This is a genomic window from Nocardioides sp. Kera G14, assembly GCF_020715565.1.
GTDB lineage: Bacteria > Actinomycetota > Actinomycetes > Propionibacteriales > Nocardioidaceae > Nocardioides.
On the sequence record NZ_CP085839.1, the window covers coordinates 1,797,791 to 1,822,263 of the forward strand.

General features: G+C 69.4%; 24 protein-coding genes. 9 read left to right on the plus strand and 15 right to left on the minus strand.

All coding sequences use genetic code 11. The features are described 5' to 3' along the window. The first annotated feature begins 27 nt into the window (after positions 1 to 27). Positions 28 to 1,683 carry an FAD-dependent oxidoreductase gene (locus tag LH076_RS08880; RefSeq protein ID WP_227780329.1) on the plus strand — a complete coding sequence of 552 codons (1,656 nt, stop codon included), beginning with the start codon at positions 28 to 30 and terminating at the stop codon, positions 1,681 to 1,683. Here LH076_RS08880 and LH076_RS08885 read toward each other — a convergent pair. The 4 genes from LH076_RS08885 to LH076_RS08900 are packed head-to-tail and all read right to left on the minus strand — an operon-like array spanning position 1,671 to position 5,617. Then, positions 1,671 to 2,813 (minus strand): sulfotransferase family protein, encoded by a 1,143-nt coding sequence (locus LH076_RS08885; protein WP_227780330.1) that lies wholly within the window; start codon positions 2,811 to 2,813, stop codon positions 1,671 to 1,673. The genes LH076_RS08880 and LH076_RS08885 overlap by 13 nt on opposite strands. After that, on the minus strand, positions 2,803 to 3,588 hold the full coding sequence (locus tag LH076_RS08890) for an SDR family oxidoreductase (protein ID WP_227780331.1): 786 nt from the start codon (positions 3,586 to 3,588) through the stop codon (positions 2,803 to 2,805). Before LH076_RS08890 ends, LH076_RS08885 begins: the two co-directional genes overlap by 11 nt. After that, complete coding sequence (locus LH076_RS08895; protein ID WP_227780332.1) at positions 3,585 to 4,742, minus strand: hypothetical protein; 1,158 nt, start codon at positions 4,740 to 4,742, stop codon at positions 3,585 to 3,587. Before LH076_RS08895 ends, LH076_RS08890 begins: the two co-directional genes overlap by 4 nt. Continuing rightward, a complete protein-coding gene (locus LH076_RS08900; protein WP_227780333.1) occupies positions 4,742 to 5,617 on the minus strand; it encodes a TIGR03619 family F420-dependent LLM class oxidoreductase in 876 nt (291 codons plus the stop codon). The genes LH076_RS08895 and LH076_RS08900 overlap by 1 nt, the downstream gene beginning before the upstream one ends. A 46-nt stretch (positions 5,618 to 5,663) precedes the next feature. On the opposite strand from LH076_RS08900, the gene LH076_RS08905 reads away from it, so the two are divergent. Then, positions 5,664 to 6,149 (plus strand): nitroreductase family deazaflavin-dependent oxidoreductase, encoded by a 486-nt coding sequence (locus tag LH076_RS08905; RefSeq protein ID WP_227780334.1) that lies wholly within the window; start codon positions 5,664 to 5,666, stop codon positions 6,147 to 6,149. A 16-nt stretch (positions 6,150 to 6,165) separates the two neighbouring features. Then, entirely contained in the window at positions 6,166 to 6,594 is a 429-nt protein-coding gene (locus LH076_RS08910; protein ID WP_227780335.1) for a nuclear transport factor 2 family protein, read from the plus strand. Here the strand turns inward: LH076_RS08910 and LH076_RS08915 are convergent, their stop codons facing one another. From LH076_RS08915 to LH076_RS08930, 4 genes are read right to left on the minus strand one after another with little or no spacing between them, the layout of a single operon-like run. Next, entirely contained in the window at positions 6,595 to 7,350 is a 756-nt protein-coding gene (locus tag LH076_RS08915) for a class I SAM-dependent methyltransferase (RefSeq protein WP_227780336.1), read from the minus strand. Between the two features lie 3 nt (positions 7,351 to 7,353). Further along, positions 7,354 to 8,418, minus strand: a complete 1,065-nt coding sequence (locus tag LH076_RS08920; RefSeq protein WP_227780337.1) for a ferredoxin--NADP reductase — start codon at positions 8,416 to 8,418, stop codon at positions 7,354 to 7,356. Further along, positions 8,418 to 8,717: a hypothetical protein gene (locus LH076_RS08925; RefSeq protein ID WP_227780338.1), complete on the minus strand. Its 300-nt coding sequence runs from the start codon at positions 8,715 to 8,717 to the stop codon at positions 8,418 to 8,420. The genes LH076_RS08920 and LH076_RS08925 overlap by 1 nt, the downstream gene beginning before the upstream one ends. Beyond that, positions 8,717 to 9,862 (minus strand): Rieske 2Fe-2S domain-containing protein, encoded by a 1,146-nt coding sequence (locus LH076_RS08930; protein WP_227780339.1) that lies wholly within the window; start codon positions 9,860 to 9,862, stop codon positions 8,717 to 8,719. The genes LH076_RS08925 and LH076_RS08930 overlap by 1 nt, the downstream gene beginning before the upstream one ends. Before the next feature lie 16 nt (positions 9,863 to 9,878). Here LH076_RS08930 and LH076_RS08935 point away from each other — a divergent pair, with 16 nt between their 5' ends. The 4 genes from LH076_RS08935 to LH076_RS08950 are packed head-to-tail and all read left to right on the plus strand — an operon-like array spanning position 9,879 to position 14,258. Next, a complete protein-coding gene (locus tag LH076_RS08935) occupies positions 9,879 to 11,063 on the plus strand; it encodes an acyl-CoA dehydrogenase family protein (protein ID WP_227780340.1) in 1,185 nt (394 codons plus the stop codon). A 14-nt stretch (positions 11,064 to 11,077) separates the two neighbouring features. Further along, the gene (locus LH076_RS08940; RefSeq protein WP_227780341.1) at positions 11,078 to 12,199 is read left to right on the plus strand and encodes an acyl-CoA dehydrogenase family protein; all 1,122 of its coding nucleotides are present in this window, start codon (positions 11,078 to 11,080) and stop codon (positions 12,197 to 12,199) included. Beyond that, entirely contained in the window at positions 12,196 to 13,287 is a 1,092-nt protein-coding gene (locus LH076_RS08945) for an NAD(P)-dependent alcohol dehydrogenase (RefSeq protein ID WP_227780342.1), read from the plus strand. The genes LH076_RS08940 and LH076_RS08945 overlap by 4 nt, the downstream gene beginning before the upstream one ends. After that, on the plus strand, positions 13,284 to 14,258 hold the full coding sequence (locus LH076_RS08950; protein WP_227780343.1) for an NAD-dependent epimerase/dehydratase family protein: 975 nt from the start codon (positions 13,284 to 13,286) through the stop codon (positions 14,256 to 14,258). The genes LH076_RS08945 and LH076_RS08950 overlap by 4 nt, the downstream gene beginning before the upstream one ends. A gap of 243 nt (positions 14,259 to 14,501) precedes the next feature. On the opposite strand, the gene LH076_RS08955 is transcribed toward LH076_RS08950, so the two are convergent. Next, the gene (locus LH076_RS08955; RefSeq protein WP_227780344.1) at positions 14,502 to 15,599 is read right to left on the minus strand and encodes an NAD(P)H-dependent flavin oxidoreductase; all 1,098 of its coding nucleotides are present in this window, start codon (positions 15,597 to 15,599) and stop codon (positions 14,502 to 14,504) included. Next, on the minus strand, positions 15,599 to 17,236 hold the full coding sequence (locus LH076_RS08960) for an acyl-CoA synthetase (RefSeq protein ID WP_227780345.1): 1,638 nt from the start codon (positions 17,234 to 17,236) through the stop codon (positions 15,599 to 15,601). The genes LH076_RS08955 and LH076_RS08960 overlap by 1 nt, the downstream gene beginning before the upstream one ends. 47 nt (positions 17,237 to 17,283) lie before the next feature. Between LH076_RS08960 and LH076_RS08965 the strand changes: the two genes are divergently transcribed. Then, complete coding sequence (locus LH076_RS08965) at positions 17,284 to 18,051, plus strand: crotonase/enoyl-CoA hydratase family protein (RefSeq protein ID WP_227780346.1); 768 nt, start codon at positions 17,284 to 17,286, stop codon at positions 18,049 to 18,051. On the opposite strand, the gene fadD8 is transcribed toward LH076_RS08965, so the two are convergent. From fadD8 to LH076_RS08990, 5 genes are read right to left on the minus strand one after another with little or no spacing between them, the layout of a single operon-like run. Next, a complete protein-coding gene (gene fadD8 / locus LH076_RS08970) occupies positions 18,048 to 19,604 on the minus strand; it encodes a fatty-acid--CoA ligase FadD8 (protein WP_227780347.1) in 1,557 nt (518 codons plus the stop codon). The genes LH076_RS08965 and fadD8 overlap by 4 nt on opposite strands. Beyond that, positions 19,601 to 20,332 carry a PaaI family thioesterase gene (locus LH076_RS08975; RefSeq protein WP_227780348.1) on the minus strand — a complete coding sequence of 244 codons (732 nt, stop codon included), beginning with the start codon at positions 20,330 to 20,332 and terminating at the stop codon, positions 19,601 to 19,603. The genes fadD8 and LH076_RS08975 overlap by 4 nt, the downstream gene beginning before the upstream one ends. Continuing rightward, positions 20,332 to 21,576 (minus strand): NADH:flavin oxidoreductase, encoded by a 1,245-nt coding sequence (locus LH076_RS08980; protein WP_227780349.1) that lies wholly within the window; start codon positions 21,574 to 21,576, stop codon positions 20,332 to 20,334. Before LH076_RS08980 ends, LH076_RS08975 begins: the two co-directional genes overlap by 1 nt. Next, positions 21,573 to 22,421, minus strand: a complete 849-nt coding sequence (locus LH076_RS08985; protein ID WP_227780350.1) for an SDR family oxidoreductase — start codon at positions 22,419 to 22,421, stop codon at positions 21,573 to 21,575. The genes LH076_RS08980 and LH076_RS08985 overlap by 4 nt, the downstream gene beginning before the upstream one ends. Continuing rightward, positions 22,418 to 23,467 (minus strand): LLM class F420-dependent oxidoreductase, encoded by a 1,050-nt coding sequence (locus LH076_RS08990; protein WP_227780351.1) that lies wholly within the window; start codon positions 23,465 to 23,467, stop codon positions 22,418 to 22,420. The genes LH076_RS08985 and LH076_RS08990 overlap by 4 nt, the downstream gene beginning before the upstream one ends. A gap of 58 nt (positions 23,468 to 23,525) precedes the next feature. Between LH076_RS08990 and LH076_RS08995 the strand changes: the two genes are divergently transcribed. Next, positions 23,526 to 24,473 carry a Zn-ribbon domain-containing OB-fold protein gene (locus LH076_RS08995; protein WP_227780352.1) on the plus strand — a complete coding sequence of 316 codons (948 nt, stop codon included), beginning with the start codon at positions 23,526 to 23,528 and terminating at the stop codon, positions 24,471 to 24,473.

Sequence of the window (24,473 nt, forward strand, 5' to 3'; positions counted from 1 at the left end):
TTCAGTTTGGCGGTTAGGATGGGTGGCATGACGTTCGTCATCACGCGATCCTGCTGCAATGACGCCTCCTGTGTCGAGGTCTGTCCCGTGGACTGCATCCACCCCACGCCGGACGAGCCCGGCTTCGCCGAGGCGGAGATGCTCTACATCCACCCCGACGAGTGCATCGACTGCGGCTCATGCGTGGACGCCTGCCCCGCGGGCGCCGTATACCCCGGCCACGAGGTCCCTGCGCACCTCGCGTCGTACCTCGCCGTCAACGCCGACTACTTCGACTTCACCGGCGACCCGCCCGCCCCGGGCTACCCGCCGGCCGCCGGACCGCGCGCCACGGAGCAGACCGAGCCGCTGCGGGTGGCCGTCATCGGGTCGGGCCCCGCCGGGTGGTACGTCGCCGACGAGCTGTCCAGCAACCGCCGCGCCGAGACCGAGGTGACCGTGGTCGACCGCCTCCTCACGCCGGGCGGCCTGGTGCGGTTCGGGGTGGCCCCCGACCACCTGGACACCAAGGGTGTGACCGGCACCTTCGACAAGATCGCCGCGCACCGCCGGACCCGGACCGCCTTCGGCGTCTCCGTCGGTACCGACATCTCCCACGCCGAGCTGCTCTCCTGCTTCCACGCCGTCGTCTACGCCACCGGAGCCTCCGCGGGCCGCTCGCTCGGTCTGGCCGGTGAGACGCTGCCGGGTTCGGTCGCCGCCGCTGACCTCGTGGGCTGGTACGCCGGCCACCCGGACCTCGCCTCGCTCGGTCCCGGGCTGTCGTCCCCACGGGCCGTCGTGATCGGCAACGGCAACGTCGGCCTCGATGTCGCCCGACTCCTGCTCTCCTCCCGCGAGGCGCTGGAGGCGTCGGACGTGACCGCCGAGGCCCTCGAGCTCCTCGACGGCTCCTCGGTCGAGGAGGTCGTGGTGGTCGCACGCCGAGGACCCGCGGATGCGGCCTTCACCTCGCCCGAGCTGCGTGCCCTCATCGAGCACCCCGACTTCGACGTCGTCGTCTCGCCCTCCGAGGTCGAGGGGCTCGAGGCGCTCCTCGACCCCGACGAGCGGAACCCGGCCACCTTCGCCGCCAAGGAGAAGGCGACGCTGCTGCTGGAGGCTGCCGCCACCGAGTCGGCTCCCGACCGGAAGCGGCTGGTCCTGCGGTTCGGCCTGACGCCCGAGGCGATCCTCGGCGACACCGCCGTGACCGGACTCCGGGTCGTGCCCACGTCGGGCGGTGAGTCCGAGGTCATCGAGGCGGGACTCGTCGTACGTGCGACCGGGTATCGCTCGACCGCGGTCGACGGCGTGCCCTTCGACGAGGAGCGCGGCACCTTCCACCACGAGGGTGGCCGCATCCTCGACCCGGCCGACGACAACATCGTCCCCGGCACCTACGTGTCGGGCTGGGCGAAGCGGGGACCGTCGGGCGTGATCGGCACCAACCGATCCTGCGCCGCCGAGACCGCCCGCGCCGTCCTCGACGACTACGTCGCCGGGCGCCTCGCCACGCCCGAGCGGGCCGGCGAGTTCGAGAGCCTGCTCGCCTCGCGGGGCGTCTCGGTCGTGGACCACTCCGGCTGGAAGCTCATCGACAACGCCGAGGTTGCGGCCGGCACCGCGGCCGGTCGTCCGAGGGTCAAGATCACCGACCCGATCGAGCAGCTGAAGATCGCCGGCGCGGCTCAGAAGGCCTGACGGACCTCGTCCTCGGTGAGGCCGTAGTCGGAGAGCGTGTACTGGTGCGCCGGCTTGGCGCGCCCGGTGCGGGATTCGGCGTCGATCTCCTTGACCGCAGCCTGCGCCTCGGCGCTCCACTGGATGCCGAAGGCGTCATAGATCCCGGCCACGGTGCCGATGGGATCTGAGACGAAGGCGCGGTAGTCGACGTCGACGAACTGGCTCTGGTCGTAGCGCGGCCGCAGTTCGGTGAAGGTGCGCCACGAGCGCGCGAGCATCTCGAGCTGCGTGACGCCGATCGTCTCGCCGACGAAGGTCGTCGACATGCCCGCCGTGGCCTCGGCGCTCAGCGAGCACGCCGAGGCGATCGACGTGACGGGGTCGCGGTGGCAGACCACGACGAGCGCATCGGGATAGACCGTCATGAGGGCGTCCAGCGCGACGAGGTGACTCGGGTTCTTCAGCACCCAGCGCCGGTCCTGGTCGTTGAGGCCGACCAGCTGCAGGTTGGCCCGGTGCCGCTCGTAGGCGTCGGTCCAGTCCTGACCCGCGAGCCACGCCGAGTAGCGCGGAACGTTGGCCAGCGACTCGAAACCGATCGACTTGCCGGTCTGCCGCAGCACCCGCCAGCACTCCTCGACGCTCGTCGCATCCATGTAGTGGATGCCCATGAACTCCGGGTTCTCGACGTGGTGCTGGGAGTACGCCGCCTGGAGGGCGTTGAAGATCGGGTCGGCCTCCCACGTCTCCCGCGGAGGGCGCGGCTGGGGGAACTCGGTCAGCCAGGCCTCGAGCCCCTGGTGGGCGGGGTCGGCGCAGAGAAGCCGGTGCAGCGCCGTCGTACCCGTGCGCGGGAGGCCGGTCACGAAGATCGGGCGCTCGATCGGCACCTCGGCGTGCTGCGGGAACTCCGCGAAGCGCGCCTGGGTCATGAGGCGCCCGACCAGAGCGCTCTTCACCTGGGCGCGGTGGAAGTAGTTGCCGACCGGCGTGAGGCCGGCCTCCGGCGAGGCCAGGTCGTCGACGAGGATCCGGAAGCCCTCCTCGTAGCCCGGGTCGCCGAAGTCGTCGAGCCCGGTGGTCCGCATCGCGGCGGCCTGGATGTCCTCGAACGTGCCGACGTCGGGGCGTTGGCGCTCAGTTGTCATGGAACTCTCCGCAGTCGACGTTGAGGACGGTGCCGGTCACGGCGCTGGCGAGGTCACTGGCAAGGAAGAGCGCGGCGCGGGCGACCTCGTCGGGGGTGGCGAGCCGCTTGAGGTCGGTCGGCGCGGCCTTCTCGGCGTAGACCTCCGCATGCGTCCGGCCGGTCTCGCTGGCGATCCAGTCGAAGTAGGCCTTGTTGACGTCCTCGTAGATGTAGGACGGCGCGACGGAGTTCACCCGGATGCCCCGCGGGCCGAGCTCCGTGGCGAGGCTGCTCGCGAGGTGTGCGAGCGCGCCCTTGGAGAGCTTGTAGCCGGCGTACTCCGGCTGGCTCGAGTAGAGGACGCACGAGTTGAGCATCAGGATCGAGCCCTGTGAAGCCGCGAGGGCGTCGGCGAAGAGTGCACTGAGCCGCAGCGGTGCGAAGACGTTCGTCTCCTGGGCGAGGCGCAGGGAGTCGAGGCTGAGTGTCGTGAGGGGATCCATCGGCGGAATTCCGAAGGCGTTGTTAATCAGGCAGTCGACACGTCCGAACTCCGCCAGCGCCGCCTCGACGAGCCGCTCACGTGCGGCCTCGTCCTGGATGTCGGTGGGCACGACGAGGGCGCGACGCCCGTGCTCGCGCACCGTCGCGGCCATCTTCTCCAGCCGGCTCTCGGTGCGGCTCACCAGCACCAGGTCGGCGCCCATGAGCGAGGCCTGCTCCCCCAGTGCCCGCCCGAGCCCCGGGCCGACGCCGGAGAGCACGATGACCTTGTCCTGCAGCAATGGAATCAACTGATCATCCTTCGGGCGACGGCCCGCTGTCGGGCGGCGATACGGGTGGCATAGTCGGAGTCCGAGAGAGGTACGGCGTCAGGCAGTTCAGCCGGGACGTCGGCGAGCTTCACGTGCCGGATCGTCGGTCCGTCGACGGCGGTCAGGTCGCGGGTCAGGTGCTGCCAGCGCAGCATGATCGAACCGGTCAGGTGACCGGTGGTCTCGAGCCAGTTGGCGATCGGTCGGCCGTCGAGCGGGGGCCGCTCCGAGATGACGAACCGCATCACACCGTCGGCATCGGTGACGGCCTGCGCCTTCGTGAGCGAGGTCTGGTGGGTCTCGTAGTCGGTGGAGGCGTACCAGTCCGAGCCGATCTGGAATCCCTGATACGCAGCGTCATCACAGCGGGGCACCTCGACGATCAGCGCCTCGTCCTCAGCGATCTCGTAGTGCCCGATCGAGGAGAACTGGCTCGAGAGCCCACCCGGCGTGGAGGCCGGGACCGTGAGGGTGTTGACCGGCTCCTTGTACTGGAAGAACTGGGGGAAGGCGAACCACGTCTGGATGCTCGAGACCAGAGTGCGGGCGGCGACGTCGTACTTCTTCTGCAGCGTCTCGCGCGCATAGGGGCGGCGCGGCCGGCCGATCATGTCGGGGCGCTCGATGGTGAGGGTCCCGCGGGTCTCGGTGTCCCAGTCGTTGAAGACCTCCCGCACGATCAGCGTCTTCGCGCCCGGCTCGGCGACATAGCGGAGCTGGAAGGAGCCGTCCTGCGCGACAGAGAGCTCACGGTCGTCGAAGGCCATGAAGCTCGTCGCCACGCTGTCGGCGGAGTAGGCGCCTCCCATCACCTGGAAGCTCAGATCGGCACTGGTGCCGCGACGGCCGCGGACGACGTACTCCACGCCCTCACGGAGATAGGCGTTGAGGTAGATCGCGTCCGGGTTGTCGAGCCCCTGGCGGGAGAACTGGTGGGTCGGGTTGACGAAGAGCGGCTGCTCGAGGTCGTAGTCGAAGGCGTTCTGCATCGCCATCCGGATGCGGCCGGCGAGGTAGTCGTAGCCCTCGAGCCTCATCGCCTCGGTGCGGATGAAGGGCGCGTTGGCGATCAGCTCCTCGGCCTCGGCGATCGCGTCCTGGAGCGGCTTTGTGTAGCCGAACGCCTCGCTCATCATCCGACCTTCGAGATCACGTGCTCGGCGTAGTTGTTGAGGTGCTTGACCTTGGTCTCGAGGGGCTCGGTGTCGGGGCCGACGATGTAGGGCACGCGGAAGCCGACGATGCAGTCGGTGACGCCCTTCTCCTCCAACGCCTTCACGCCGTCGGGCGTGTAGGCGTCGTAGGAGATCACGTGCACCTCGAAGTCGTCTCGGGTGTCGCCCTCGGCCTTCCGTATCTCGGCGAGCCGCGCCAGGAGGCGATCGAGCTCCTCACCGTCGCCGCCGGCGTGCATCCAGCCGTCGCCCTTGAGCACGGCGCGCTTGAGCGCCGCGTCGGAGTGACCGCCGACGAGCAGCGGCACCGGCTTGGTCGGCGCCGGGCACTGCTGGATCGGCGGGAAGTCGTAGAACTCGCCGGAGTAGCCGAAGAACTCACCCGACGTGAGGCCGCGCAGGATGTCCATGCACTCGTCCATCCGCTTGCCGCGGCGTTCCCACGGCACGCCGAGGGCGAGGAAGTCGTCGGGCCACGGACTCAGTCCCACACCGAGGCCGAGTCGGTTGTCGCTGATCACCGCGAGGGACGACACCTGCTTCGCGAAGAGCACCGGCTGCCGGACGGGCAGCTTGACGACGAAGGGCGTGAGCCGGAGCGTCGCGGTGACGGCGAAGAGCTGGGCGCACAGCACGGTCGCCTCGATGAACTCCTTGCCCTGCAGGAACTCGCGGTCACCGGTCTCGGTGTAGGGATAGGTCGAGTCCGACTCCTCGGGATAGAGGATCGAGTCGGCCACCGTCATCGACGTGTAGCCGGCCGCCTCGGCTGCTTGGGCCAAGGGGACGTAATAGGCCGCCTGCGTCATGGCCTCGGCGTACGTGAACCGCATGCCCGCCACACTAGAACGTGTTCTAGAAATGTGAAAGGGTTCACACATGCCCCTCTCCACGGAGCGCCCGCCCGGGCTCGACTCTCCCTGGGCGACGCGCCTGATCAAGTACGGCGCCATGGCGAACACCGCGATCTACCGCCTCACCCGTGGGCGACTGGGCGGCTCGTGGCGGATCATGTCGGGCTGGAAGAAGCCGGTGCCGATCCTCCTGCTCGACCATGTCGGGCGGAAGAGCGGGAAGAGCTTCACCGCACCCCTCGTCTATCTCGAGGACGACGATCGACTGATCGTCGTCGCCTCGCAGGGCGGTATGCCGGGCGACCCGCAATGGGTGCACAACCTCATGGCGCAGCCCGACACGACCGTCCAGATCGGCGGCGACCGGCGGACCGTCCGAGCACGCGTCGCCACCGCCGAGGAGCGTGCCGAGCTCTGGCCGCGGATGACGGAGCTGTACGCCGACTTCGACACCTACCAGGCGTGGGCGACCGACCGACAGATCAAGATCCTCATCCTCGAGCCACGCTGATCACCAAGGAGCCCCGATGACCCAGCTCGACGCCCGCGCCGAGATCGTCGATGCACTGACCCGCTACACCCTCGCCGTCGACCGCGGCGACTGGGACCTGCTCGACACCGTCTTCACTCCCGACGCCGCGATCGACTACTCGGAGTCCGGCGGCATCGTCGGCAGCATCGCCGAGGCCAAGCCGTGGCTCGCCGAGAACCTCCCCGCCTTCTCCGCGAAGCGGCTCCACATGCTCGGCCAGATCGCCGTCGAGTTCGACAGCTGGCCCGGCGACTCGGCCCAGGTGACGGCGTACTTCCACAACCCGATGGTCATCAGCGACGGCGCCGGTGGTGAGCGTGTCGTCGAAGTGGGCGGCCTCTACCACCACCACTTCGTGCGTACGTCGACCGGCTGGCGCTCCAACAAGCTGCACGAGGAGCTCGTCTGGTCGAGGGGCTTCTGATCAGCCGACGGTGCCGCGCGCGGCCCATGCGCTGAGCGTGAGCGTGAACGGTCCGTCGGGGAAGCGCGCTCGGGCGACGTCCTCCAGCCGTCGGCGGCCGACGGGGTCCAAGGCCGCGACGTAGTCGCCCGCTGGCCCGACGCCCAAGGTGTAGGGCTGCCACCAGTCGTCGAAGCTCGAGTGCTCGACGGTGACGGAGATCGGCATCGACACGATGTCGCTCAGCCCCGCAGCGGCGAAGAGCTCGGCCAGATGACCCTCGCGAGCGCCGGCGTAGTTCTCCTCGGCCTCGGCCGCCGGGTCGATCTCATGAACGGCGTCCCAGAACGGCCCGACCGCCCCGGTCCTCCAGTCCCACACGCACGCGGCCACGGTGCCGCCGGGCACGCAGACGCGACCCATCTCGCGCAGACCGGCCACCGGGTCGGCCATGAAGTGGACGACGAGTTCAGCGAGGGCGAGGTCGAACTCGCCGTCGGCGTACGGGAGATGCTCGGCGGCGCCGAGCCGCACCTCGACGCCCGGACAGCGCGCAGTCGCGGCCGCGACGAACTGCTCCGACGGGTCGACCGCGGCGAGGCGCGAGGGCGGCGCATGCTCGAGGAGGTGGGCGCTCAGGGCACCCGGCCCGCAACCGACGTCGAGGACCGCTCGCCCCTCCGTCTCGCCCGCGACGTCGAGGAAAGGCGCGGCGAGGGGCTCGGAGTAGCGGCCCATGAACTGCGCATAGGCCTCGCCGGGCACGTCGAAGCTCATCGCTCAGCTGTAGGTGATCTTCACCGAGTCGGTGGTCGGGAGCGACTGGCAGCCGAGGCGGATGCCGTCGGCGATGTCCTCGTCGTCGAGCACGTCGTTCTTGAGCATCTTGACATCGCCCTTGAGGAGGCGGAAGGCGCAGGCGGAACACTCACCCTCGCGGCAGGAGTAGGGGGCCTTGACGCCCTTGGACTCGAGGAAGGAGAGCAGGGTGGTGGAGGCTTCCCAGTCGTCGTACGTCCCGCTCTCGCCGTCGAGTTCGTACTCGAGGTGGGCGGGCGCCGCGCCGGATGTCGAGGGGTCAGAAGCCGGATCTGGCGGGGCGGTCTCCCGGATCTCGCCGAAGGGGTTTCCTCCAAGAGACACGAACTTCTCCTGGTGGCGGCGCTCGCGGGGGAAGCCGAGCTCCTTGAGGGCGTTCGTCGTCGCCTTCATGAAGGGCGCGGGGCCGCAGACGAAGGCGTCGTAGGTCGTGTAGGCGCTGGCGAAGGCCTTGAGCTGCTCCTGCGTGGGCAGTCCCTGGACGGACTCGAGCCAGTGGATCACCAGCAGGCGCTCGGGATTCTCCGCCGCCAGCTCGGCCCACTCGCGCGCGAAGATCACGGAGCGCTCGTCCCGGTTGGCGTAGAAGACGACGATCCGCCCCGAGCCCTCGGCGAGCGCATTCCGCACGATCGAGATGATCGGCGTGACGCCCGAACCACCGGCGAAGAGGAGCAGGTCCTGGTCGAGGTCGGCCGGGGTGAAGATGCCGCTCGGCACCAGCACCTGCAGGCTGTCACCGGGCTTGAGCTCGCTGCAGATCCACTGCGAGGCATAACCGTCGAGCGTGCGCTTGACCGTGATGGCGAGCGGCCCCTCGAGGTGCGGCGAGGAGGAGAGGGAGTAGCACCGGGCGACGAGCCCGGTCCGCTCACTCGGGATCGCGACGGTGATGAACTGGCCGGCGCGATACCGGAACAGCTCCGTGTGCTCGCCCGGGTCGAGCACGACCGTGCGGGCGTCGTCGGTCTCCTCGATGACGTCGAGGACCTTGAGGTGGAAGGACTCCTCCTGTGACCCGGCCATCAGTCGACACCGAGCCCGACCGGCAGCGAGCCGTCGGCGACCGCAGCCTCGATGGAGGCGGCCATCCGCGGGCAACCGCCCTGGATCGACCGGCGCGGCCCCTCGGGAATGCGTCGGGTGAGATCCGGGCACTGTGCCTCGGCCTCAGCGGTCCACTGGATGGAGGTCATGTGCTCACTGTTCTTCCTCACGCCGACGCGGGCAAGGCAGTCGAGGCACGCGACCTCCGTGAGTCCGGCGGCGGTGTAGCGCTCGCGGTCGGCCAGCGTCTCGGCGCTGGTCGGGGCGAAGGAGACCATCAGTGAGCCGTGCCCTCGAGCTCTGCCTTGGCCTTCAGGTTCTCGGCGACCTCGGCGTGCCAGTACTCGTTGGCCTTGGTGGTGTCGACCTCGAACTCGAAGCGCGCGGTCATGTCGGGCTCGATGTCGGCGACGTCGACGTAGAACTGCTCGTACCAGCGGCGGAGCTGGTAGACGGGTCCGTCCTCCTCGCAGAGCAGCGGGTTCTGCACGGGGGCCTTGTTCTCCCAGATGTGGACGTCCTGGAGGAAGCCCGAGCCGAACATGTCGGTGTACTTCTTCGCGATGTAGTCCGCCGTGGCGTCGTCGAGCCCCTCCGGCTTGCGGACCGAGAGCCCGTAGTGGAGCGAGAAGGAGGTCGGGCCGGTCGGGATGTGGCAGTTGATCAGGATGACCTCGGTCTTGAAGCCCTTGTAGTCGGTCTCCAGCCAGTTGATCATGTACGCCGGGCCGTAGTAGGTCGCCTCCGAGGAGAGGAAGAGGTCCTCGCCGGCGTACCCGCCCTGCTCGGCGGCCTTGTCGGGCCGGCCGACGGACTTCATGTACTGCGTGGCCTGGGTGCCCTCGAAGACGTTGCGGAAGTCGGTCGGGAAGGCGAAGTGCACGTAGTAGAAGTGCGCCATGTCCACGACGTTGTCGACGAGCTCGCGGCAGTGGGAGCCGTTGATCTCGACGACGTTCCAGTTGAACGGCGTGTACTCGCCGTCGGCCAGGCCGGGCAGCTCCGGCGGCAGGATGTCGTGGTCGGCGGCCGACCCCTCGGGGTCGTGCCAGAAGAGGATCTGGCCGTTGCGGACGACCGTCTCGTAGCGCTGCGTGCGGGCCCGGAGCGGGACCCGGCGCGCGTAGGGAATCTCCTTGCACTTCCCGTCGCCACCCCAGCGCCAGTCGTGGAACGGACACGCGATGTTGTCGCCCTTGACCGTGCCCTGCGTCAGGTCGCCGCCCATGTGCCGGCAGAAGCCGTCGAGCACGTGGACCTCGCCCTTCGAGTCGGCCCAGACGACGAGCTTGCCGCCGAACGCGGGCACCGCGTGGGGCTTGCCGTCGGCGAAGTCGGAGAGCAGCCCGATGCAGTGCCAACCGCGCGCATAACGCTCCGGCGTGGTCCCCTTGTCGAGACTGCGTGACTCAAACTGCAACATGTTCTAGTTTTATCACATGCGGGTAGCGCTGACACCAGACCAGGAGCAACTTAGCCGCGAGCTCGACGGCTACTTCACCGAGCTCGTGACGCCCGAGCGACGGGCCTCGCTGTCGTCGGCCACGGGCGAGTTCGGCGAGGCGGGTGTCTATCGCGACGTGATCCGCCAGATTGGCGAGGACGGCTGGCTGGGGATCGGCTGGCCGAAGGAGTACGGCGGCCAGGACCGCTCCATGGTGGAGCAGCTGATCTTCACCGACGTCGCCGCGGTCCACGGGGTCCCGATCCCCTACCTGACGCTCAACACCATCGGGCCGACGATCATGCAGTACGGGACGGATGAGCAGAAGGACTACTTCCTCCCCCGCATCCTCAAGGGCGAGCTGCACTTCTCCGTCGGCTACTCGGAGCCCTCGTCCGGCACCGACCTGGCATCGCTGCAGACGGGCGCCGTGCTGGACGGGGACCAGTGGGTGATCAACGGCCAGAAGATGTGGACCTCGCTCATCCAGTACGCCGACTGGATCTGGCTGGCCTGCCGCACCGAGGACTCGGAGGCCGCGCCGCGTCACAAGGGCATCTCGCTCATCCTCGTGCCGGCGCAGGCACCCGGTGTGTCCTACACGCCGGTGCACACCGTCGCCGGCGTCGGCACGTCGGCGACGTACTACTCCGACGTCCGGGTGCCCACCTCCAACCTCGTGGGCGAGCGCGGCGGCGGCTGGCGGCTCGTCACCAACCAGCTCAACCGCGAGCGGGTCGCGCTGACCTCCTCGGCCGCCACGGTGCACTCGCTCAACCTCGTGCGCGAGTGGGCGGCCTCGACGAAGCGCGCTGACGGCTCACGGGTGATCGACGCCGAGTGGGTGCAGGTGCTCCTCGGCCGGGCGCACGCCAGGGTCGAGGCGCTCAGCCTGATCAACTGGAAGCTCGCCTGCGAGATCGACACCCTCTCCCCCGCCGAGGCGTCGGCGACGAAGGTCTACGGCTCCGAGCTCAACACGGAGGTCTATCGGACGCTGATGGAGATCGTCGGCCCGCATGCTGTGGTCGCGGACGGTCCCGGCGCGGTCCTCGCCGGGCGGCTCCAGCGCTACGCCCGCTCGTCGCTGGTCATGACCTTCGGCGGCGGCACCAACGAGATCCAGCGCGACATCATCGGCATGGTCGGTCTCGGCCTGCCTGCGGCGACCCGCCGCTGAGAGGAGAGGTACCAGTGGACTTCATCTTCAGCACCGAGGCGGACGACGCGGCGGAGCTTGCCGCCAGGATCGTGGCGGCCGAGGTGACGCCGGCGCGGCTCAAGGCGGTCGACGTGGCCGCGGCGGAGGGCGGCGCGAGGTTCGACACCGCCCTGTGGGGGAAGCTCACCGAGGCCGGGCTCGTCTCGCTCACCGTGCCCGAGTCGTACGGCGGTGCCGGGCTCGGCCTGATCGAGGCGGGTCGCGTCCTCACCGAGGTCGGGCGTGCCGTCTCTCCTGTGCCTGCCACTCCCCACGTGGCCGCGCTCACGGTGCTCGCCGAGAGCGGCGCCGCGTCGTTGCTCGACGCGGTGCTGCCGGAGGCGGTCGCCGGCCGGGCCATCGTCGCGGTGGCGACGGGCGAGGAGCACGAGCTCGCGCCGACCCATCCCGACGTGACGGCGTCCCGAGACGGGGACGACTGGGGGCTCACCGGGACCAAGTCCGTCGTCCGTGGGGGCACGGTCGCCCACGGCTGGCTCGTCACCGCCTCGACCGACACCGGCGTGGGGGTCTTCCTCGTCTGCGACGACGACCCCGGCGTGACGGTGACGGAACAGCTGCTGATGGACGGCGACCGTGCCGGCGTACTGACCCTGTCCGACACCCGCGTCCCCGGCGACCGCCTGATCGGGTCCGCCGACGGCAGCACCGCCAAGCGGCTCACGCAGGTCCACGACGTGCTCACCTGCGCCGAGCAGCTCGGCGTGACCGAGGGCGCCCTCGCGCTCACCTCGAGCTACGCCAAGGAGCGGGAGCAGTTCGGGCGGCCGATCGGCTCCTTCCAGGCAGTCGCACAGCGGCTGGCCGACGGCTTCATCGACACGCTCGGCCAACGGATGACGCTCTGGCAGGCACTCTGGCGACTCTCCGAAGGACTGCCGGCCGACGTCGAGGTGGCGACGGCCAAGCTCTGGGCCGCCGACGCCGGCCACCGTCTGGCCCACACGACCGTCCACGTGCACGGCGGCAACGGCATCGACCTCGACGGCACCGCGCACCGCTACTTCACCGCCGCCAAGCGGCTGGAGTTCGCCGTCGGCGGCGCCACCTCACAAGCCCTGGAGATCGGCGCGACCCTGGCGGTGACGGCATGAGGACGCGCGCAGCCGTCGTCGACTCCCCCGGCGCCGACTTCACACTGCAGCAGATCGAGCTCGACGAGCCCCGAGCCGACGAGGTCCTCGTCAGGATGGTGGCCACCGGGATCTGCCACACCGACATCACACTCAAGGGCTTCCTGCCCGCGGAGATGTTCCCGAACGTCTTCGGTCACGAGGGCGCCGGCATCGTGGAGGCCGTCGGCGAGGAGGTCACGGGGATCAGGCCCGGTGACCATGTCGTGCTCAGCTTCCGCTCCTGCCGGACCTGCGCCAAGTGTCGCTCCGGCGAGGTCGGGCTGTGCGAGTCGACGCTGATGCTCAACTACATGGGCATGCGGATGGACGGCTCCACGACCTTCTCGCGCGACGGGTCGCCGGTCTTCGGAAGCTTCTTCGGCCAGTCCTCGCTCTCCCAGTACAGCTACGCCTACGCCGACAACTGCGTCGTCGTCGACCCCGCCGCCGACCTGACCAGGCTGGCGCCCTACGGCTGTGGTTTCCAGACCGGAGCCGGCACCGTCTTCAACGTCCTGAAGCCGACCGCCGAGGACTCGATCGCGGTCTTCGGCGCCGGCGCGGTGGGATTGGCTGCCCTTGCTGCGGCCCAGACCGCCGGCGCGGGCACGATCATCGCGGTCGACCCGAACCCGGCGCGGTTGGAGCTCGCCTCGCGCTACGGCGCGGTCGGCATCGACCCGACCGCCGAGGATCCCGTCGCACGGATCAAGGAGCTCACGGGAGGGTCGGGGTCGACGTACACCATCGACACCACCGCCATCCCCGACGTCGTCCTTCAGGCGCAGCGCGCCCTCGCCGGCGGCGGCACCCTGGTGGTGCTCGGCCTCGGCGCCGAGACGTACACGATCGACGCCGTCGACCTGCTCCAAGGTGGCAAGAAGGTGATGGCCTCGATCGAGGGTGACTCCGACCCGCTGCAGATGGTGCCGCACCTGATCTCGCTCACCGAGCAGGGACAGTTCGAGGTCCAGCACCTGATCGCCACCTACCCCGTGGAGCGGATCAACGACGCGGTCGCAGACGCACTCGCCGGCAAGGTCGTCAAGCCCGTCCTCGTCTGGTGACGCAGCTCGTCCTGGGAGCCAGCGGCTTCCTCGGTTCCCACGTCGCACGCGAGCTCGCCGGGCGCGGCGAGCGGGTGCGGGTGCTGGCCCGGCCGACGAGCAACCTGCGCGCGCTCGCCGACCTCATCGACACGGGCGCCGTCGTCGTCAGCTACGGCGACGTCCACGATCCCGACTCCGTCCGTGCCGCGATGGAGGGCTGCGACGTCGTCCACCACTGCGTCGTGGATGCGCGCCCGTGGCTGCGGGACCCTGCGCCGATGTTCGCGACCAACGTCGGTGCTCTGCCGGGCGTCATGCGGGCGGCGCTCGACGCCGGCGTACGACGCTTCGTCTTCACCAGCTCGATCGCGACGCTGCATCCATGGAAGGGCGAGGAGGGCGGTGCGTACGTCGCCTCACGGCTCCAGGCGGAGGCGTTGGTGCTGCAGTGGGCACATCGGGAGGGCCTGCCCGCGGTGGCGATGTGCGTGGCCAACACCTACGGTCCCGGCGACCACCTGCCGACGCCGCACGGCGGCCTGGTCTACGCCGCCGCCCTTGGCCGGATGCCCTTCTACGTCAGGGGCGCCAGCTCCGACGTCGTCGGGATCGACGACGCCGCCGTCGCGATGGTGCTTGCCGCCGAGCACGGCCGGGTCGGCGAGCGCTACGCGATCTCCGAGTCGCGGATGTCGATGCAGGAGGTGCTCGGTATCGGGGCGGCAGTCGGAGGTGTCGCTCCTCCGCGTCTCGCCGTTCCGCCAGCCGTGATGGCTGCAGCCGGACTAGCGGGCGAGGGCGCTGCCGCCGTACTCCGCAAGGACCTGCGCCTCACCCGCGTCAGTGCCCGCCTGATGCATGTGATGGATCCCGTCGACAACACCTCCGCTCTCGCCGACCTCCACTGGCAGCCGCGCCCTACTCGGGATGCCATCGCCGCGGGCACGGAGTGGTTCCTCGCGAGGGCACGGAGACGGAGCCACGGCTGAGGGCAGGCCGGTAGGGCCGGTTTCAGATCCGAGGCACCACACCAAGGCGCTGTGCTGCCCGCCCGACTACGCCTGTTGGACCACCCTGTTGGACCACCCTGTTGGTCCACAACCAGAAGCAGGATCCAGCGGCCTCTAGCGGTCCAATTGCCTGGTCCAACAGGGTGGTCCAATACGCGTAGTGGGATTGCCGTAGAGGTTTCGGTCTCGAGGCTCGCTTCGCTCGCACCCCAACCGGCGGGCTCAGAGCGCGTTGAGCCGCTTGACCGTCGCCTCGTACTCGGCGATCAGGTCGCGCATGACCTGCTCGACCGGCTTGACCTCGTTCATCCGGCCGACGATCTGACCGACCGGCATGGCGACGACGTCGGGGGCGCCGGCTGCGTTGATCCGGTTGTGGGCGTCGGAGACGAGCAGGTTCTGCAGCGGCATCGGCAGCGGCGACGGGGCGCCTTCCTCAGCCCAGGCTTCGGTCCACTTCGACTTGAGCAGCCGGGCGGGCTTTCCGGTGTAGATCTTTGCCCGGACCGTGTCAGACGATGTGGCGCGGGTGAAGGCGGGCTCCCAGCCGGCGTGGCTGTTGAGGGTGCGGTACTCCTCGGTGCCGAGCCAGATCGAGCCCGTCCACGCACCCTGCGCGCCCAGCGCCAGGGCCGCGGCGAGCTGACGGCCCGAGCCGATGCCGCCGGCCGCGAGTACCGGCACGCCGGGTCCGACCGCGTCGACGATGTCGGGGACGAGCACCATGGTCGCAACCTCGCCCGTGTGACCACCAGCCTCGTACCCCTGGGCGACGATGATGTCGACACCGTTGGCGACGTGGGACGCGGCGTGCTTCGCGGCGCCGGCGAGGGCGGCCACCTTCACGCCGTGCTCGTGGGCCAGCTCGATCACGTCCTGTGGCGGCGTGCCGAGTGCGTTCGCGATGAGGACCGGTCGGTGCTGCAGCGCCACGTCGACGTGTGAGCGCGCGGTCGAGTGCAGCCAGCCGAGGACACCCTCGCGCCCCTCGCCCTCGGGCAGCGGCGGGACGCCGAGCTTGAGCAGGGTCTCGTCGACGAACTTCCGGTGCTCCTCGGGGATGTACGACGACAGGTCGGTGGACGTCCCCTCGGTCGGGATCTTCATCGGCATGACGACGTCGACGCCGTACGGCTTCCCGTCGGTGTTGTCGTCCAGCCACGTCAGCGTCTCGTCGAGCTCGGAGGCGTCGTTGAACCGGACGGCACCGAGGACGCCGAGGCCGCCCATCCGGGAGACGGCGGCCGCAACCTGCTCGGACGGCGTGAACGCGAAGATCGGGTAGTCGATCCCGAAGAGCTCGCAGATGTCGGTGCGCATCAGACGCCCGCTCCCATCGAGGCCATGGCGATCTCCTTCGCCCGCGGATATTGCGCCTTGCCCGCGGCATTGCGCGGGATCTCGTCGACGAGCGTGAGGTAGCGCGGCAGCTTGTAGCCCGAGAGGTGCGCACGGAGGAAGGTGCGCAGCTCTTCGAGGTCGATCAGCGCCCCCTCCTTCGGCTGTACGACGGCAGCGACCGTCTGGCCGTACTTCTCGTCCGGGAGGCCGACGACGAGGGTGTCGTAGACGTCGGGGTGGAACTTGATCGCGGCCTCGACCTCTTCCGGGAAGACCTTCTCGCCACCGGTGTTGATGCAGTTGGAACCGCGACCGAGGAGCGTGAGCCGCCCCTCGCCCTCGATCCGCGCCATGTCACCCGGGATGGCATAGCGCTCACCGTCGATCTCGACGAACGTCCTGGCGGACTTCTCCGGATCGCCGTAGTAACCGATCGGCACATGGCCCTTGCGGGCGGTGCGGCCGACCTTGCCGACATTGGCGGGGTCGTGGATGTCGATGGTGTGACCGTCGTCATCGAGCACGGCGGTGTGGGCGCCGGCCGTGACCACAGGGCCATCGGTCGAGAGCGCGCTGGCGTCCTGGAGACCCGTGCCCTGGAAACCGGTCTCGGTGGAACCGACGGAGTCGGTGAAGACGGCGTTGGGGAAGTGCTTCATCCAGCGCTCCTTCACCGGCTTGGAGAAGATCGCCGCGCTCGACGCGATCGCGAAGAGGGTCTGGCCACTGAAGCCACCTTCTTCATAGGCGTCGATCAGCGGACGGGCCATCGCGTCACCGGTCATGAAGAGCATGTGGACGCCCTCGCGATCGATGATCTCCCAGGTCTTCACCGGGTCGAACTTCGGCTCGAGGATCGTGATGGTGCCGGCGAAGAGGTGCATGAGCAGCGCGGCCTGAGCACCGCCATGCATCAGCGGGCTCAGCGGCAGCGTGACGAGGCCGGGCTGCTTCGCTTTCTCGGCCTGGTCGAACTCCTCGAGGTACTCACCCGTCATGAAGTCGATGCCCCCACCGAGAACCCGCCAGAAGTCCTCGTGGCGCCACATCACGCCCTTGGGGAACCCGGTCGTGCCGCCGGTGTAGATGATGTGGACGTCATCGCCGCTCCGGGGCCCGAAGTCGCGGGCGTCGGACTGACCGGCGACGGCGTCGGAGAGCAGTACGCCGCCGTACCCCTTGATCAGGGTCAGCTCGTCCTCACTGATGTCGTCCATCGGGTTCGGGACGGCGACGATCGTCTCCAGCTTCGGGAACTTCGGGGCCACCTCCGCGACCAGTGGCGCGTACACCTCGTCGTGGATGAGACCGACGAGCTCGGCGTTGCCGATGAGGTACTCCAGCTCGCCGGCGACGTAGCGGTAGTTGATGTTGATCGCCACCGCACGGATCTTGAAGATCGCGAGCAGTCCGATGACGTGCTCGGCGGAGTTCTTGGAGTACAGCCCGACATGGTCGCCCTCGCCGACACCGCGGGAGGCGAGGAAGTGGGCCAGCCGGTTCGACTCGGCCTCCAGCTCGGCGAAGGTCACCTGGCGATCACCCACCTGCAGTGCGGGCTTGTCCGGCGCGGCATCGACCGCGTGCTCGAAGAGGTCGGCGATATTCAGAGCCATGCGCCCGAGACTAGAACACGTTCCAGTTTTTCGCTACCGTCCGAATCATGGCCGATGCACTGGTGGAGCAGGACGGGCACAAGCTCGTCGTCACGATGAACCGTCCCGAGCGCCGCAACGCGCTCTCGCAGGAGATGCTCCGGATCATGGAGTCTGCCTGGGATCGCGTCAACGACGATCCGGAGATCAGGGTCTGCATCCTGACCGGGGCCGGCGGAGCCTTCTGCGCCGGCATGGACCTGCAGAGCCTCGACTCCAACGGGGTCGGTGACGACTACGACGCCTCGGTCATCAAGGCGCTGCTGAAGGGCTTCCGGCTGACGAAGCCGCTCATCGCGGCCGTCGAGGGACCGGCGATCGCGGGCGGCACCGAGATCCTGCAGGGCACCGACATCCGGGTCGCCGGGGAGTCTGCGAGGTTCGGTGTCGCCGAGGCGCGCTGGTCGCTCTATCCGCTGGGCGGTTCGGCGGTCCGGCTCCCCCGCCAGATCCCCTACACCGTCGCGGCCGAACTGCTGCTCACCGGACGTACGCTGAAGGCTCCCGAGGCCAAGGAGCTGGGCCTCATCGGCCACGTCGTCCCCGACGGCCAGGCCCTCGAGAAGGCGCACGAGCTCGCCGACATGGTCGCCGCCAACGGCCCCCTCGCCGTGCAGGCGATCCTCAAGACGATGCGCGACTCCGAGGGCAAGCACGAGGACGAGTGCTGGAAGGCCGACGCTGCCGTCGGCCTCGGGGTCTTCGCCTCCCAGGACGCCAAGGAGGGCCCCCGCGCCTTCCTCGAGAAGCGGGCGCCCTCCTTCACCGGGTCCTAGGCGGACCGAGCGCGGAGGGCCTTCTTGTCGGGCTTGCCGAGGGCGGTCATGGGGATGGCATCGGCGGCGATGATCCGCTTGGGGACCTGGACCGAGCCCTTCTTCTCCTTCACCAGCGCCTGAAGCTCGGCGATCAGGTCGTCGGTGAGCGACGCGCCGTCACGGAGTACGACGACGGCGGTGACGGTCTCGCCCCAGCGCTCGTCGGGGGTGCCGATGACGGCCACCTGGCCGACGGCGGCGTGCGTCGCGACCACGTCCTCGACCTCGCGCGGATACACGTTGAAGCCACCGGTGACGATCATGTCCTTGGTCCGGTCGACGATGTACCAGTAGCCGTCGTCGTCCGCGCGGGCGACGTCGCCCGTGTGCAGCCAGCCGTCCTTGAACGTCTCGGCGGTGACCTCAGGCAGGTTCCAGTAGCCGCCCGACAGGAGCGGGCCGGCGACGCAGATCTCGCCGGGCTCGCCCGGTGCGACGGGGTCGCCGGAGGAGTCGAGCAACGCCGTACGGAGGAAGGCCGACGGTCGCCCGCACGAGGTGAGTCGCTCCGGGGTGTGGTCGGCCTTGGCGAGATAGCTGATCACCATCGGCGCCTCGGACTGGCCGTAGTACTGGGCGAAGATGGGGCCGAAGCGCTCGATCGCCTCCGCCAGCCGGACCGGGTTCATCGCGGCGGCGCCGTAGTAGACGGTCTCGAGGCTCGAGAGGTCGCGGGTGTGGGAGTCCGGGTGGTCGAGCAGCATGTAGAGCATCGTCGGGACGACCATGAGCGAGTTGATCCGCTCCTCCTCGATCATGCGGAGGACTCCGGCGGGGTCGAACGTCGACTGCACGAAGAGGGTGCCGCCCTTGAGCACGACGGGCACGAAGAAGGCCGCGCCGGCGTGTGACAGCGGCGTGCACATCAGGAACCGCGGCGTTTCCGGCCACTCCCACTCGGCGAGCTGGATCTGCGCCATCGTCGCCATCGTCTGCGCCGTCCCGATGACGCCCTTCGGCTTGCCGGTGGTGCCGCCGGTGTAGGCGATCGAGATGATGTGGTCGGGCGGCAGCAGGCGCGCCTCGACCGGCTTCGGCTCGTACGCCGCCGCCGCCTCGATGAGGTCGATGCCGACAGCCTCCAGACCGGCCGGGACCGGGCCGATGGTGAGGATCTGCTTGAGGCCGGGGCACCGGTCGAGGAGGTCGATGGCGCGCTGGGCGAAGACGGGGTCGACGATCAGGGCGGTGATGCCGGAGTCGTTGATGACGTAGGCGTGGTCATCGACCGAGCCCATCGGGTGCAGCGCGCTGCGCTGGAAGCCTTGGGTCTGGCCTGCGCCCTGGATGAAGAGCACCTCGGGGCGGTTCGGAGCGAGCAGCGCGGAGGCCGACCCCTCTCCGACGCCCAACGCCTCGAAGGCCTGGATGTACTGGCTCATCCGCTCCTCGACCTGGGCACCGGTGAGGGTGACGTCGCCCAGGTGGATGATCGGTCGGTCCTTGTGTCGCTTGAGGGCGGCGGCCATCAGGTGGCCGTTGTGGGTGCCCCAGCGCAGCGTGTCGTTCATCGTGCTCCTTCATCTCCGATCGGTCCCATGGACCTGGACGTCTCTTCCAACTCCCTCGCCCAGCGGGGCAGGATCATGATTGCCTCGGCCTCGACGCAGAGCCGACGCTCGCCGGGGTTGGCCGGATCGTCGACGTAGCTCCCGGCGCGGACGATCGCCTTGATCCCGTCCACCTTCTCCGTCCGGGCCTCGAGCCGGATCGGACCGAGCGGGGTGGGCGCGACGTAGCGCAGCTTGAGCGTGCCCGTCATGCCGGGCTTCCCCGCGGCCGACGCCGCGTGCCCGACGATCTGGTCGAGCAGCAGCGCGCTGATGCCGCCGTGCACCATGCCGGGAGGGCCCTCGAAGCGGGCGCCCAGGACGGTCTCGGCCCAGGCCGAGCCGTCGGACTCGTCGTGCTGAATCTCCAGCGGCGGGGACATGGCGTTGCGCAGACCGACGACCGGGTTGCCCCAGGCACGGTGGCGCCCCGAGGTGTCCGCGCGGACGCCGTACGCACCGGGGATCTGCTTGGTGCGCAGGCGCGCAACCAGCGCGTCGACCTCGGACCGGATCGAATCGAGCTCGCCGGCGTCGACCTCGGAGCGGATGAGCGCATCGAGGAGCTCGCGCACCGAGTCGACGAGCGGCTCGACGGCCGCCGCCGTCCGCTCGACCTCCTCGGGGGTCAGGTCGTTCTCGACGAATCCGGTGCGGATCGAGGCATAGTCACGGGAGTCGACGGACATCAGGCGCCTGCCTTCAGAAGGGGGTCATGGATCGGGAGGGGTGTGCCGTAGACGTGCTCGTCGTCGAGATGGCAGTGCGTGCCCGGATAGATCGTGGACATGCACAGGTTGCAGTGGATGCACTTCGAGACGACAGGAGCCCCGGAGTCAACGGTCGCGGCGATCCGGTTGATCAGGTCGGGCTCGCGCAGCAGCGCACGCCCCATCGCCACGAAGTCGAAACCCTCCGCCATCGCGGTGTCCATCGCCGCGCGGTCCGTGATGCCCCCGAGCAGGATGATCGGCATGGACAGCGCGGTCCGGAACTTCTTCGCGTACTCGAGGAAGTAGAGCGGCTCCCACGGATACTCCTTGAAGAAGCCCTTGCCGACGGCCCGGATGCCCAGCCGCAGCAGCGCCGGCATCGGCATGTTGGTCGCCATCTCCTTGACGGGCGCGCCGCCCCGGAAGAGGTACATCGGGTTCATCAGGCTGGAGCCGCCGGTCAGCTCCAGCGCGTCGAGATGCCCGTCGGCCTCGAGCATCCGGGCGAACGGGATCGAGTCGGGGATGTCGAAGCCACCGCGGTAGCCGTCCTTCATGTTGAGCTTGGCGGTCACCGCGATCTGGTCACCGGCCGCACGGCGTACGGCGGCAAGGATCCGCCGCGGGAACTCGGCCCGGTTCACGAGCGAGCCGCCGAAGGCGTCCTTGCGCCGGTTGAGCTTCGGCGAGAGGAAGGCGCTCGCGAGATAGTTGTGGCCCAGGTGCACCTCGACGGCGTCGAAACCCGCCTCGATGGCCATCCGTGTCGCCTCGCCGTGGTCGGCCACGATGCGGTCGATGTCCGTCTCCGTCGGCGCACGGTGGAACCGCATGGCGAGCGGGTTGAAGCTCCGGCTGGGCGCGAGGCTCGGATGGCCGTACTGGCCGTTGGCGACCGGCCCCGCATGACCGATCTGGGCACTGACCTTGGCACCGGTCGCGTGCACCGCCTCGGTCAGGCGACGCAGGCCGTAGAGGGCCTCGGGCCGCCACCAGATCTGCTCGGCATGGGTGCGCCCCTCCGGGCTCACCGCCAGGTAGGCGACGGTCGTCATGCCGACGCCTCCCTCGGCGACCGCGAGGTGGTAGTCGATCAGCCGGTCGCTCACCAGCGCCTCGGGGCTCGCACCCTCGAAGGTCGCCGACTTGATCACGCGGTTGCGCAGCTGGACCGGACCCAGCGTCGCTGGCGCCAGTACGTCGGGAGCCGGGTCCGTCATCGCCTGAACTCCTTCATCCGCTTGAGATAACCGCGCAGCCGCCGTGCCGGGACCCCGCGCGGCCAGTCGTCGGCGCGGAACCACGCGTCGGAGCCGCCGTCGACGAAGACGACGCTGCCGACGAGGAAGTCGGCCGCCGGGCCGAGCATGAAGACGACCCAGTCGGCGAGCTGGCCGGGGTCGCCGAAACCACCGGCGGGGATGGGGAACTGCCGGATCAGCTTCGCCTCGGCGGGCGTGGCGAGCTGGCGCTCCAGGAGCGGCGTCATGATCGCGCCGGGCGCGAGGGCGTTGAGCCGGATGCCGGCACCGATCCACTCCGGTGCCGTCGCGTTGCGGCGGATCCAGCGGGCGAGCGCGATCTTGGAGGCTGCGTAGGCGAAGGTCGGCGCCTGCCTGCCGGCGAGGTTGAGGACCCAGAGGGCCCGGTCACTGCGCCCTCGCAGGAGGGCGCTGATCGCCGGTGCGGGGACGAGCGGGACCGTCGTCGAGGAGTTGGAGCCGAAGGCGACGACCTTGGCGTTGCCGCCGGCGGCGAGCGCCGGCCGCCAGGCCTCGAGCAGCTCGACGACCCCGTTGTAGTTGACCTCGAGCACGAGCTTCGCGCGGCCGGGGACGAGCGCGGGGCCGAGACCGGCGGCGAGTACGGCGCCGTCGAGTCGTCCCTCGGAGAGCTTGAGCACCTCGCGGCCGGCCCGGGCACGCCCTTCGGCGGTGGAGAGGTCCGCGACGACGTCGGCGTCATGCTGGTCGACCGTGAGGACGTCGTGCCCGCTCCCCTTCAGGCGCTCGACGACGGCGGACCCCATGCCGCTCGCGGAGCCGGTGACGACATAGAGGCTCATGCGAGGGCCTCGGCGATCGTGCGCACCTCATCGGCACTGCGGAGGCTGAGCAGGAGCGTGGTGACACCGGTGGCCTCCCATTGGGCGACCTTCTCCTTCACCTCGGCAAGGGTGCCGATGATGTGCATGTCATCGACGAGCTCGTTCGGGATGAGTGCCACCGCGTCCTCCTTGCGTCCGGACAGGTAGAGCTCCTGGACCTTGTCCGCCAGCGCGCCGTGACCCATCCGCGTGAAGACCTCCTTGTGGAAGTTCGCGTCCTTCGCGCCCATGCCCCCCATGTAGAGCGCGACATGGTGCTTCATGGTGTCGACGACCTGCTGCTTCTCGGCGGCGTCGCGGACGATCTGCAGGTGACAGGTGGCGGCGATCTCGAAGGTCTTACGCGTCTGCCGGGCGCCGGGCCGGGCGAAGCCCTCGTCGAGCCAGGGCTGGTACATGGCCGCGGTGTTGGGCGTGTAGAAGATCGGGATCCACCCGTCGGCGATCTCGGCGGTCTGGGCGACGTTCTTCGGCCCCTCGGCGCCGAGCCAGATCGGGAGGTCGGCACGCAGCGGATGCACGATCGACTTGAGCGGCTTGCCGAGGCCGGTCGCACCGGCCGCATCGGCGGGCAGGGGCAACGGATGGTGCGGGCCGTCGTTGGTGACCGCCCCCTCCCGGGCAAGGACCTGCCGGACGATCGAGACGATCTCGCGGGTGCGGGCCAGCGGGCGGGCGAAGGGCTGGCCGTACCAGCCTTCGACGACCTGCGGTCCGCTGACGCCCATGCCAAGGATCATCCGTCCGCCCGAGAGGTGGTCGAGGGTCAGCGCGTGCATGGCGATGGAGGTCGGCGTACGACCTGACATCTGGACGATGCTCGTGCCCAGCCGGACGCGGGAGGTCTCGCGGCCCCACCAGGCCAACGGGGTGAAGGCGTCGCTCCCCCAGGCCTCGGCCGTGAAGATCGCGTCGAAGCCGGACTCCTCGGCCGCCGCGACCAGCTCGTCGATGCCGCTCGGGGGTTGGGCACCCCAGTAGCCCAGTTGCAGACCCAGCTTCACGCGCACTCCCTTGTCACGGTGGTTGTCGGCAAGACTAGAACATGTTCTACTTCCTGTCATGGCCCGCACTCTCTCGGCACCGGTCACGGTCGCCTTCGACTACACCCGTTCGGTCGGCCCGGTGCTCGGCCGATTCCTCACCGGCCTCCGCGATGGCGTCCTGGTCGGCGCCCGGTTGAGCGACGGCCGGGTCGCCGTACCCCCGCCGGAGTTCGACCCCGCGACGCACGCGGCCGTCACCGAGTTCGTCGAGCTTTCCGACGGTGGCACGGTCGCCTCGTGGACCTGGGTGAGTGAGCCGGTCGAGGGACAGCCGTTCGACCGCCCCTTCGCGTTCGCACTGATCCAGATCGACGGTGCCGACACCGCGTTGCTGCACGCGGTCGACGTCGCCTCTCCGGAGGGGATGTCGACCGGCATGCGGGTCCGAGCCCGGTGGGCGGACGAGCGCACCGGCTCGGTGACCGACCTCGTCTTCGAGCCCGGTGAGCCCGAGCCCGGTGGTCAGCTGCTCGGTGACAGCGAGCCCGTGACCGGCATCGTGACGCCGACGTCGGTGAACTACCAGTACGCCGCCAGTCCCGAGGAGTCGGCCTTCTACCGCGGCCTCGCGGAAGGTCGCCTCGTCGGGCAGCGCTGCCCCAAGTGCGGCAAGGTCTACGTGCCCCCGCGGCCGGCCTGCCCCGTCGACGGCGTCCCGACGGCCGAGGAGGTCGAGCTCTCCGACGTCGGCACGGTCACGACGTTCTGCATCGTCAACGTGCCGTTCCTCGGCCAGAAGATCACGCCACCCTACGTGTCGGCGTACGTCCTCCTCGATGGCGCGGACATCGCATTGCAGCACCTCATCCTCGACATCCCGGCCGAGGAGGTCCGGATGGGCATGCGGGTGAAGGCGGTCTGGAAACCACGCGAGGAGTGGGGCACGACCATCGAGAACATCAGCCACTTCGCGCCGACCGACGAGCCGGACGCGGACTTCGACAGCTACAAGCACCACCTCTGA